12 protein-coding genes and 2 pseudogenes are annotated in these 11,225 nt (G+C 41.8%); 11 read left to right on the top strand and 3 right to left on the bottom strand.

Annotated elements, in window-relative coordinates; genetic code table 11:
- The 6 genes and pseudogenes from Q0C29_RS07545 to Q0C29_RS07570 form a co-directional block, all read left to right on the top strand.
- Nucleotides 1-678, top strand: a pseudogene (locus tag Q0C29_RS07545) (AAA family ATPase); the annotation flags it as partial.
- Between the two features lie 95 nt (nt 679-773).
- Nucleotides 774-1,625, top strand: coding sequence for a pyrroline-5-carboxylate reductase (gene proC, locus Q0C29_RS07550; protein ID WP_292000052.1), 852 nt, complete (start codon nt 774-776; stop codon nt 1,623-1,625).
- 161 nt (nt 1,626-1,786) lie between these two features.
- The gene (locus Q0C29_RS07555; RefSeq protein ID WP_292000053.1) at nt 1,787-2,449 is read left to right on the top strand and encodes a methyltransferase domain-containing protein; all 663 of its coding nucleotides are present in this window, start codon (nt 1,787-1,789) and stop codon (nt 2,447-2,449) included.
- Nucleotides 2,450-2,737: 288 nt separating this feature from the next.
- The gene (locus Q0C29_RS07560; protein ID WP_292000054.1) at nt 2,738-3,721 is read left to right on the top strand and encodes a deoxyhypusine synthase; all 984 of its coding nucleotides are present in this window, start codon (nt 2,738-2,740) and stop codon (nt 3,719-3,721) included.
- Nucleotides 3,709-4,689 carry a hypothetical protein gene (locus Q0C29_RS07565; RefSeq protein ID WP_292000055.1) on the top strand — a complete coding sequence of 327 codons (981 nt, stop codon included), beginning with the start codon at nt 3,709-3,711 and terminating at the stop codon, nt 4,687-4,689. Before Q0C29_RS07560 ends, Q0C29_RS07565 begins: the two co-directional genes overlap by 13 nt.
- Complete coding sequence (locus tag Q0C29_RS07570) at nt 4,689-4,892, top strand: hypothetical protein (RefSeq protein ID WP_292000056.1); 204 nt, start codon at nt 4,689-4,691, stop codon at nt 4,890-4,892. The genes Q0C29_RS07565 and Q0C29_RS07570 overlap by 1 nt, the downstream gene beginning before the upstream one ends.
- 26 nt (nt 4,893-4,918) lie before the next feature.
- Here Q0C29_RS07570 and gapN read toward each other — a convergent pair whose 3' ends face one another.
- From gapN to Q0C29_RS07585, 3 genes are all read right to left on the bottom strand, one after another.
- Nucleotides 4,919-6,460, bottom strand: a complete 1,542-nt coding sequence (gene gapN / locus Q0C29_RS07575) for an NADP-dependent glyceraldehyde-3-phosphate dehydrogenase (RefSeq protein ID WP_292000057.1) — start codon at nt 6,458-6,460, stop codon at nt 4,919-4,921.
- Between the two features lie 67 nt (nt 6,461-6,527).
- On the bottom strand, nt 6,528-7,082 hold the full coding sequence (locus Q0C29_RS07580; protein WP_292000058.1) for a KH domain-containing protein: 555 nt from the start codon (nt 7,080-7,082) through the stop codon (nt 6,528-6,530).
- A 99-nt stretch (nt 7,083-7,181) separates the two neighbouring features.
- A complete protein-coding gene (locus Q0C29_RS07585; protein ID WP_292000059.1) occupies nt 7,182-8,330 on the bottom strand; it encodes a cobalamin-independent methionine synthase II family protein in 1,149 nt (382 codons plus the stop codon).
- Nucleotides 8,331-8,520: 190 nt separating this feature from the next.
- Between Q0C29_RS07585 and Q0C29_RS07590 the strand changes: the two genes are divergently transcribed.
- From Q0C29_RS07590 to Q0C29_RS07610, 5 genes and pseudogenes are all read left to right on the top strand, one after another.
- Entirely contained in the window at nt 8,521-9,663 is a 1,143-nt protein-coding gene (locus tag Q0C29_RS07590) for a GTP-binding protein (protein WP_292000060.1), read from the top strand.
- 127 nt (nt 9,664-9,790) lie between these two features.
- Entirely contained in the window at nt 9,791-9,943 is a 153-nt protein-coding gene (locus Q0C29_RS07595) for a hypothetical protein (RefSeq protein ID WP_292000061.1), read from the top strand.
- Between the two features lie 135 nt (nt 9,944-10,078).
- Nucleotides 10,079-10,423, top strand: a pseudogene (locus Q0C29_RS07600) (alpha/beta hydrolase fold domain-containing protein); the annotation flags it as partial.
- Nucleotides 10,381-10,701 (top strand): alpha/beta hydrolase fold domain-containing protein, encoded by a 321-nt coding sequence (locus Q0C29_RS07605; protein WP_292000062.1) that lies wholly within the window; start codon nt 10,381-10,383, stop codon nt 10,699-10,701. The pseudogene Q0C29_RS07600 and the gene Q0C29_RS07605, both read left to right, overlap by 43 nt.
- Before the next feature lie 181 nt (nt 10,702-10,882).
- Nucleotides 10,883-11,225, top strand: a 343-nt coding sequence (locus Q0C29_RS07610) for an MFS transporter (protein WP_292000063.1), incomplete at its 3' end; no start/stop codon positions are given.

Consider the following 11,225-nt stretch of genomic DNA (forward strand, 5'->3'; position numbering starts at 1 on the left):
TTGCTAAGGCCAGGAAGATTCGACAGAATAATATACGTACCACCACCAGACAAGGAAGCTATATTGGAGATCTTTAAGGTACATACTAAGCATATTAAGCTTTCAAGTGATGTTAATGTGCAGGAGTTGGCGGACTCCATTAGGGTTGAGTCAATTGGGAAAGCCTTAACGCAGCTTAATATTAAGGCTCATGAATTTAAGTCAAAGGTTACTGAGGCAGTTGAGTCAGCATTATCGGAGTTGGAGAATAGTGAGGTTAAGCAGGGTGATAAGGCTAAGTTAATTGAGGCTTTGAACAATGTGAAGTCCATGCTAAGTAATGGTGAGTTCAAGGGTAATAGGGGGTTAAGGGTAATGGTTGATGTTGCCAAGGCATTAGCTGATATATTTGAAACCGCGAACCTAGGGCAAGTTGACGGTGGGCTTGAATCCCTTAGGGAGTTTAAGCTTTACGCGTCCCTATATACTGGCGCTGACATAGCTGCCATCGTCAGGGAAGCATCAATGATGGCGTTAAGGGAAGCTATAACCTCAACAAAGACGCCATCTGACGTTGCAGTAACCATGAGGCACTTCCAAATAGCCTTCCAGAGGGTTCAACCATCATTAAGTGTTGAGGTGCTTAGAAAGTATGATGAGATGTCCAGAATGCTGAGTAGAGTAATCAGAGGTCTTTAATCTCACTATAACTTACCTTAACCTGAAATTTACCCTAAATACTGCTTTATGTCCTCCAGGTAGCGTAATGCTTTAAAGTAAATATGCTATAGGGTTTGAGGGGTGGTTTTATTGCCAGGTACGCAGTGATAGGTTTAGGTAAAATAGGTACGGCAATAGCTAAGGCTCTAATAAAGACTGGTGTTAATGCGCGCGATGTTGCTGGTTCAGTTAGGAGTGAGCATGGGTTAAAGAGGGCGCAGGTTGAGTTACCGAGCGTTTATGTAACACTTAGTAATAGGGAGATTGTTAAGGATGCTGAAGTTGTAGTCCTAGCGGTTAAACCAAGGCAGGTAATTGACGTGATTAATGATGTTGCTGAACTCCTTGATGAGAATAAGTTAATGATTTCAGTGGTTGCTGGTCTATCAACAAAGATACTGGGTAACCTCACTAAGGCTAGGGTAGTTAGGGCTATGCCTAATATATCAATCCTAGAGGGTTCAGGTGTTACCGCAGTTTCAAGAGGACCTAGGGCCACTGATTCTGACATTGAATTCACATGTGGCCTATTTAATTCGGTTGGTAAATGCTACATTGTTAATGAGGAGTATTTAAACGCGGTAACGGCGTTAAGCGGCTCTGGGCCAGCCTACGTAGCCATGATTGTCGAGGCGCTTTGGGAGGCTGGAATACTGGTTGGTTTACCATCAGACTTAGCTTGGAGTCTCTCAATAGATGTGATTGAATCTGGGGCTAAGCTATTGAATTCTAAGAAGCCCTGGGAAATAATTAGTGACGTAGCAACTCCAGGTGGTGTAACTATAAGTGGGATAAAGTTCGCTGAGGAAAGGGGACTTAAGGGATTATTAATGGGTATTATTGAGTCAGCGTACAGGAGGAGTATGGATGTTCAGAAGATTATTGAGGACACCATAGAGGTTAACATGGGTAAACTGAAAAAGTAAAGGAATCTTTTACTAATTAGGGAAAAATTTAAAAACAATGATAAATTATTTTATTGCCTAATCAATAAAATAATCCCAACTAGGTTTAATAATTGTAAGAAGAGTTTGCCTAAGAAACCACGTAAGCTATGTTTTAAAACTCCCCCTTGCAAACACTTAATATGCCGTATGACGTACCATATGTGCCATCCCCGGAGGTTGTGGTAAGAAGAATGCTGCAGGTAAGTGGAGTAAGACCTGGTGAGGTTGTTTATGACCTTGGATGTGGTGATGGCAGAATAGTCGTAATGGCCGCTAAGGAATTTGGAGCAAGGGCAGTTTGTGTTGAAATCAGGAATGATCTTTATGAACAAACCCTCAGAAGAATTAAGGAACTTAACCTCGATAATGTTGTTAAGGTTATTCACGGTAACTTCTTCGAAGTACCAATAGAGGACGCTGATGTGGTAACAATGTATCTCTTAACAAGTGTTAATCAAATGCTTAGACCTAAACTTGAGAGGGAATTAAGACCTGGAACAAGAGTGGTGAGTCATGATTTTGAGGTACCCGGCTGGAAGCCTATACTGGCTGAGGATGTTTATGAGGAATGGAGGAGCCATAAAATATACTTATTCAAGATTCCTGGCGCTGAAATACCAATCCCAGCTCAGACACAGGTAAGTGTACCTAGCGATTACTCTGATATTGTTAAGTTAATGGATGGTCGTAGATCAATAGAGGAAATAGCCCAGAAAACAGGGTTAACGATGAGGAGAGTTAGGGAAATAGTTAATGAACTTGAGAAGCTAGGGATAGTTAAGGAGGTTAAGGTTATTAAGTAAATTCGCTAACTAAATTAACCATGTGTACTTAAAACTCCTGCTTCTCACCATTATCTAAGAAGCCTCACCCCTTTCAAGAGTGGGTTAGGTTTGTAATGCCTTTGTTTTGTTGGGTGAACCTGGTAGGTAATGAGCTTCAGCGGTTCCAGAAAAGCGATGGTAACCCTAGGGGAAGAACCTCCACCATCCAAGGTGAGGAGCCATCAGCATTACCCCACTAAGCCTTAAAGCAATACCTCGAATACTGAGGAGTAAAAGTTAAAACGCCCTTAATTAGGCATAGTCTACATGAGTCATGAGGAGAGGGTTACTGATGCAGAGTTGGGTGCTGCATCTATTAAGGATCTTATCGAATCCTATAACCTCATTGGTGGATTTATGGCTAGGAATCTCTACGATGCCTCCAGGGTACTTGCATCAATGTACAGTGACCCTGACGTAACAGTAATATTGTCATTCACAGCAAACTTAGTTTCCACGGGACTTAGAGGTATTTTAAGGGGTTTAATAGAGAGGGGACTTGCTGATGTAGTTATTACTACAGCTGGTACTGTTGATCATGATGTTGCCAAGTCACTTGGTGGAGTCTACTTTAAAGGTTCCTTTGATACTGATGATTCAGAATTATTAAGTAAGGGTATTCACAGGATAGGAAATGTATTCGTTAGGAGGGAGCATTATGGGCCACTTGTTGAAAAGGCTGTCCACTCAACGTTAAGCAGAATTAATAAGGATGAGGTTGGGGTGAGGGAGTTACTGTGGCTGATGGCTGATGAATTAGACGACTCATCAATAATAAAGGCATCTAAGAGGAGTTGCGTACCAATATACATACCGGGTTTTGTTGATGGTGCATTTGGCACAGCTATATTGACTTATAATGAGATTCAAAGAGCCAAGTCAGGGGGAAGGAGGATTAATGTTAATGTGCTTAAGGATGAGGAGGAGATAATGAACATAGTTTACTCAAGTAAGAAGCTTGGTGCAGTGATAATAGGTGGGGGTATTAGTAAGCATCATGTCATATGGTGGAGTCAATTCAAGGGTGGATTAGATTACGTTGTTTACTTAACAACAGCAACTGAGTGGGATGGGTCATTAAGTGGCGCTAGGCCTAAGGAGGCTATCAGTTGGGGTAAGGTTAAGCCAGAGGCTAAATCAACCTTCGTCCTGGCTGATGCAACCATAACTGTTCCAATACTGTTTAATTACATAACCTCTGAGGTAGGTTTTAGAAAGAGAAACACAGGTGTTTATCCATGGAATTGCTAATAGTGATTGCCGCATCAACACTGGCATCAGTATTGGCTGCATACATTGTGTTGAGGTGTAAATGTGCTCCAGTGCCTGACGTTCATAAACCCAATAGGCCGCTCATACCTAAACTGGGTGGGTTAGTGGTGTTAGCCTACGTAGTTACTTCATTTGCCTTATTAATGCTTAATAAGAACCTAGTTGACTCGACTTATGGAGTAATGTTTTACACAACTCCAATAGTTCTAGGAGTAATAGGTATAATTGATGACTTCACTCATGTTCATGAATTACTTAGGGTTGGTGCCTCAGTGCTTTATCCACTTATAATTCTACTAATTGCGGGTGGTAACTTAAGCTACTTGAGCTTCCCAATAATAGGACATTTCTCTAACCCAATAGTGATAATTATACTGACTATTGCGGTTTACGGTATATTTTCAAATGCCATAAACATGATGGATGTGGTCAATGGTGTTGTCCCATACTCAATGATAATGACGTCAATAATTCCCCTAGCCTACTCAATAATGACTAGCAACACTACTCTGCTTCAAATGACCTTAACATTACTAATACCTTCAATAGTGCTCTTTATGCTTAATAAGTACCCGGCTAAGTTATTTAATGGCAATGGGGGCACTTACTCCCTTGGGGCACTTATTGCTGGTTTAATACTCTACAGTAATTTAGGCACATTAGTACTCCTAGTCACTATACCGTATATAATCAATGGTTTACTCATAATTGTCAGCTCCAGGGGTATTAAATCAAGGGAAAAGCTTAAGCCCTCAACGTACATGAATGATTTCGTTATTTACCCTAATCTAGATAAGGGATCCACCCTAACGCTCATGAAGATGATAGTTATTGATAAGCCTGGGGATGAACGTAAGGTTATAAGGAGCTTCTACACGGTATTCAACGTGGTCACTGCATTAACAATACTACTCTTCATAGCACTTTACGTAATGGGGTGGGTTTAATGACTAGAGTAGTATTATATTTAACCGTATCATCATGGGTACTGTTGCTTATAGGGATTATTATTGTTGGTGTTGTTTCGCACATGTTTGGTAACCCATGGATTCTCATAACAGTGGGTCTAGTGATAGTCGCGGCTTGGTCAATGGCAGTGTATAGGATTGCCGAAGCCTTAGTGAGGAAGATTAGTGGGAGGAGTCATTGAGTTTGATTGAAGGTTATAATTCAAGCTTACGAATACTTCCAAACACCCTTACCCCTATAATTATACACTATTGCCTTATATGCTGTAACATGCTCTAATGTGTAACCAAGGCCTTCTCTTCCTATTCCTGAATCTTTTCTGCCTCCAAATGGGTAGTAGCCTATGCCGTGCCTTGGGTAATCATTTACGTAAACAGCCCCAACTTCAAGTAGTCTAGCGGCCTTCCTTATTTTACTTACGTCATTGCTGAATATTGCGGCATCAAGCCCATACCTCCTACCGTTAGATAATTCAATAGCCTCATCCAAGTCATTAACCTTCACTAGTACTGTTATTGCAGCGAATACTTCCTTATTGTAGAGGTAAAGGTCCTTAACCTTGCTCTTATCAATCTCTATTAAAGTAGGCTCAATGTAAGTGGGGCCTAGTTTCCTACCACCGTAAAGTACCTTACCACCCTTGGATACGGCATCCTGGGTTGCCTTAATAACCTCATCGGCCGTGGCTTCATCGATTAAAGGCCCCATTGTTGTGCCTGGGTTTCTTGGATCACCAACCTTAACCTTAGATAACTCCTCCACTAGGCTTGCCTTAAGTTGATCATACACGTTTGGTTCAGCGAAAATGAACTTAACTGCATCACACCTCTGTCCAGCATAACTATATATGCCTATGGCTATCCTTTGAGCAGCCCACTTGGGGTCAGCATCATTGAGGACTATTGCTGGGTCACCACCCCCAAGCTCCATTACGAATTGCTTAATGCCGGCTTCCCTAATAACCTCAATACCTGTTTCAGTGCTTCCAGTCAGTGAAATTGCCCCTATCCTCCTGTCTGAAACCACCTTAGCCATATCTCTACCTGGTATGGTTAATACCGCAAGTGCCTTCGTTGGGAATCCAGCTAACTCAAGTACTCTGGCGAAGAGTATTGTTGGTAATGGGTCGGCTGATGCTGGTTTAATTAAGACAGCGTTACCGGCAATTGCAGAGTAGGCTATCTTATTCACAGTGTCGAAGAGGGGGTAATTGAATGGTACTATAGCTAACACGACACCAATAGGCTCTCTCTTAACTATAGCCTCACTCTCCAGGGCATCAACACTCCAGTCTCCAGGTACATAGTCACCGTGAACCCCCTTAACGTCAAAGTCCAGTCTCCTCAATCTTTCAATGGCTGAATTGACTTCACCATTAGCCGCGGAGGTTGTTTTACCAGCGTTGGAAACAAGAACATTAACGAAGTCTTCCCTAAACTTATCTAGTAGGTCAGCAGCCTTGTGAAACACGTCCAGTCTCTTTTGACCAGGCATATCTCTTATAGCCCACCTACCCTCCCGATAAGTGGTTTCAAGGGCTTGTTCAGTTACGCTGCTTGGTAGTCTTGGTACCTTTGCTATTACTGATAAGTCTATTGGGGACTTAACGTCTTGCCAATTATCACCCATGTACCATTGCCCATTAATAAACGTTGGGAATAATGGAACACCTTCAGGTCCAGTTTTCAGTATTGATGACAACTCAGAGGCCTTAACCTCAACCTTAACCCTATCCTTAACCTCTACCATTGTTTAGCAGCCTTGGATAACGCTTTTAAGTTCAGTGGGTTTTCCGGGTTAGCTTTAGTTGACTTAGTTAAAAATTACTCCCAATTCTCCTTAAACTTAATTCCCTCCTCCACCTCTGCAGCCACCTATACACGGTGGAGTGCTGCCTACCATTAATCAACATAATTATTGCATCCCTCACAGCTCTAACATTATCATAATTACCAATTATACCCACAGTCTTATCCTTCACGGCTATTTTAGTTTCAGTCAACTCCTCCAGGTTTCTCTTAACCTTCCCACCTTCACCAATTATTATTGCCTTAATCCTACTTAAGTGGTTCTCCTTATCCTTACTAATGTAGTCGCTTAAATCCACCACATCAAGGTACTTCTCATCACTAAGTAATTCCAACGCATCCTCCCTTGAAAAGCCTATGGCTAATGCCTGTACTATCTGCCTAGCCCTTATTACCGAGTCAGGATTGGCATCCTGCATTGGCGTTAAGACCACTGAATCATCCTTAACCTCAACCTGCACCTTAAGATTCCCCTCAATAAGACCCTTAACCTCATCGGTAACTAGGACCCTAGCCTTCTCTAGAGGTATCTCAAGCGGTCCACCGAAGTAGTAATTAGCCATAATCCTCAATAGGTTAACCCACTGGAGTTAAATAAACCTTAACTCGACATACTAGGAGGGAAGGAGGTATGATCCTTAAACCATGTTTAATAAATAGAATTACTTTAAGTACCTGCTTCTCAGGATCTTGGCTGCCTCTGCCATTGAGTGAAGCTTCATGAATGCAATCCTCCTACTGTACTTCCTAAACATGCCTACGCCGAATCCGCAATCTGGGTTTAACCATACCCTAGTTGGGTCAAGTACCTTAAGAACCCTTTCCGCTCTATTAACTATTTCACTAGGCTCCTCAATCCTATTACCCCTAACCTCAACAACCCCTAACCCTATCTCCTTCTCCTGGGGCAATAGTTGAGCAAACTTCGCTGGATCACCGCTCCCTGGGCTTGCGTACTCTAGCACGTATTGCTTAACCTTTATGTCAACGACCTCTGGGGCGAGTTTCTCATAGCCTACCCCATAGTATGGTGAGTCTGGGTTAGGCCACCTATCCATGTGCATTCCTATCCTGACACCATCAATGCCCTTAATGGTCTCATTAACGAGGTCCCTGGCTAGGCTTAACTCATTCTTAAATCCCCTGTACTTTTGCCCATTCAGCTCCTGAAGTACCTTCCTGTACCTATCGGGTTCATTCTCAGAAGCCTCAACTAAATCACCCAGCATTGGTTCATCTAATTGAACGAAGTGGACCCCTATGTCCCTTAACCTAATTATCTCATTCCTAACAAGCTTAGAGTATTGCTCAGCTAACTCCTCAGGTTCCTTATAATGATCCTTAGAGTACTTGACGTGCCAAGCCTCCCACATTATTAAGTATGGGCTTGGTATCGTTACCTTAACCCTCCTATTAGTTATACTAAGGGTGAATGAAGCCTCATCTACCGTGAATGGCTTATCCTCAATTGGGCCTACGGCCACCGGCCTATAGTAGGTTAACTGAGCCTTATAGCGTTTCATTATTTCTATCCCCTGTGGGTTTATTTCGGATATGTGCATGACCTTGAAGCCCGGTATCTTCTGGCCTACGAAGGCCACGAAGCTAGTCCTCCTCTGTTCACCATCCGTTAATACCTCTACGCCTGCTAATTCCTCCTCCTTAACGGTTAACTTAACAGCATCATTAACGTACTCCTCGTATTCATCCTTATCCATCTTACCCTTATTGAATAGCTCAAAGGCTTCAATAAGCCACTTGGGCCTTGGGAAACTACCCACAACTGAGGTTACGAAGGCTTCCTCAACCATTAATAATGCGCGTTCCAGGTAATTTAAAAATATTAATACATGGTTAAGGGTGAGTAGGCTCAGATCGTCGTGAGGTCATCAGTGGTCAGGTTTGATACCCATCATCACTCACCACTATAGCCACCGCTGCTTATTAACCATTACTACGATTAAAAAGAATTATAACCCTCCCAGCGAGGGAAAACTAGAAATGCCAGCTAACCTGCCAGCTGAGGCTAGGGCTAAGTGGCTTAAGGTGCTTGAAGCTAAGACACCTGAGGAGAAGCTTAAGGCCCTTGAGGAATTCATATCAGCCACACCTAAACATAAGGGTACTGAGAACCTGATTCATTGGGCTAGGAGGAGAATGGCTCAGTTGAGGAGGGAGATTGAGTTGAGGAGGGAGAAGGAGAGGAGTAAAGGTGGTAGTGGCCTTAAGGTGTATGTTGAGAAGAGTGGTGATGTTCAATTAGCGGTAGTTGGGCCGCCAATGTCAGGTAAGAGCGCATTATTGAAGTGTTTAACTGATGCTAATGTGGAGCCAGACCTCATACCCTACTCAACCATTGAACCTGTGCCAGGAATGTTCATAGAGGGTAATGTTTATTTTCAGTTAGTTAAGGCTCCATCAATAAGTCTAGGTAAGGATAGCGATTTAAACAACATTACGTTATCCATAATGAGGAATGCTGATGGTGTACTAATTGTGCTTAATTGCCTCAACGGTGACGTGAAGCAGCAGTTTGATGCAATAAGTAGAATGGCCCTTGATGATGGTATTTACCTGGTTAAACCAAGGGGTATTGTGAAGGTGGAGCCTAAGACAGGCATGGGGGTTCAAGTAATTGGTAAGCTACTTAACGCAACGCATAATGATGTTGTTAAGTTACTCACAAGCTACAGGATATATGGGGCAATTGTTTACATAGATGGTGAAGCGACCCTAGATGATATTGAGGATGCCTTAATAAGGTCCCCTACTTATAAACCAACAATACTGATTCTAAACAATCATCACCTATGCGGTAAAGTTGACTTAACAGACTTAAGGATACCTGTGATTCCAGCTAAACTGGATGAATGCATCATAGATAGGGTTAAGTTATCTGAAACGATACTAAGGCACCTTGATTTAATAAAAGTCTACACTAAGGAGCCCTGGGCAAGCAAACCCACTGATAAACCCTTCATCCTTAAAAGAGGCTCAAGCGTGGGTGACTTAGCTCAAAGAATTCACAGTGAATTATACAGTAACTTTAAGTATGCTAGGGTTTGGTCACCTTCAGGATTCTATAGGAGAGTTGGATTAAACTATGTGCTTAATGATGGGGATATTGTAGAGATACATGCGTAACCAGTTAAGTTACGTAATGCTTGATTGAAGTAAGGTACCTTAGCTTAAGGATTGACATAGTAAGTTAAGTAAAAGTGAATATTTAAAAGTATAATGTTGCGTTAGGTTCCATGCCCTTGACCCATTAGTGAAGAGGATAGTTAATGAGTTTAACAAGGTTAAGCCTCAGATTTCTAAGCTGCCTCTCAGTGAGCTTAAGAAAATGAGCAGTGCATCATCCTTAACTCAACCTAGAAGGCAGATACACAAGGTTTTCGATAATTTCAATACTGGGAAGTGAAGTTAAGATTCCCGCAAGGGTTTACGTACCTAGGGAAGGTAATGACCTTGGTGTACTTGTGTACTTCCACGGTGGGGATTCGTATTTGGCGATGTAGAATCCTACGATTCATTATGCAGGGAATTAGCCACTGCCTGTGATTGCATTGTAGTGTCTGTTGATTATAGGCTCGCCCCTGAAAATAAGTTCCCAGCAGCTATGGTGAATGCATTTGATTCAACGAAATGGGTTATTGAACATTCCAGTGAAATTAATGGGGATTCAGAGAAGATTACTGTTGGTGGTGATAGTGCTGGAGGCAATTTGGCTGCAGTAGTGGTTATAATGGCTAGAGATAAGGGGTTAAGACCAAGCCTCAAGTATCAGATATTTAAGAATCCATTCGTAGGAATAGACGTTGCGTCATATACTAAGGGCGTACTTCACTGGTTTTCTCCTTGGATAAGGAAGACATGGAGTTCTTCAATAAGGCCTATTTAAGGGACCCAAATGATGCATTAGATCCAAGATTCTCACCAATACTAGTCAATGACCTTAGTAATCTACCACCAGCATTAATTATAACGTCAGAGTATGACCCATTAAGAGACTCTGCAGAAACATATGTAGTTAGACTTACAGAAGCAGATGTATCAACGGTAGTTGTTAGATTTAATGGTGTTATTCATAGCTTCTACAACCTATCAATACAACATACAAGGGTAGCTATAGGGCTCATAGGGTCAGTGCTAAAGCAGGCATTTTACAGTAAGCATTAGCATGAGGAATTATGAGTATTGAATTTGGTTAATTGTTATATCTAAGTTAATTCAAAATCAATGATAAATGTTAGGTTTCTGCGATTACTGTTAATGTGGTATACCCTAAGTAAATAGGACTATATATGGTACTAATTTTACTAAGATAGAGTTAATAAAACCCAAGGTACCTGACTAGGTGATGGGGACTATTAGTAGTTGGCAATCCAGGGTAAACCCATTCGGTGAAATAAATCAGTTAAGACTAGGGTGGAGTCACATTAAGATATGGTTTACTGCAGGTATGGGTTTCTTTACTGATGCGTATGATTTATTCATAATAGGTGCTGTATTAAACCTATTCTCAAAGGCATCTTTACCAGGCTTTGAACTGAAGGGTACATTAATGGGATTAACTTTAACAGGATTCCTGGGTGCTTCAGCAATAATAACAGCAATAATTGGCCAATTACTCTTTGGTTTATTAGGTGATTATTGGGGTAGGAAGAGGATTTATGGTGTTGAGGCTGTGTTGATGGTTGTTG

The organism is Caldivirga sp., from assembly GCF_023256255.1.
Lineage (GTDB): Archaea > Thermoproteota > Thermoprotei > Thermoproteales > Thermocladiaceae > Caldivirga.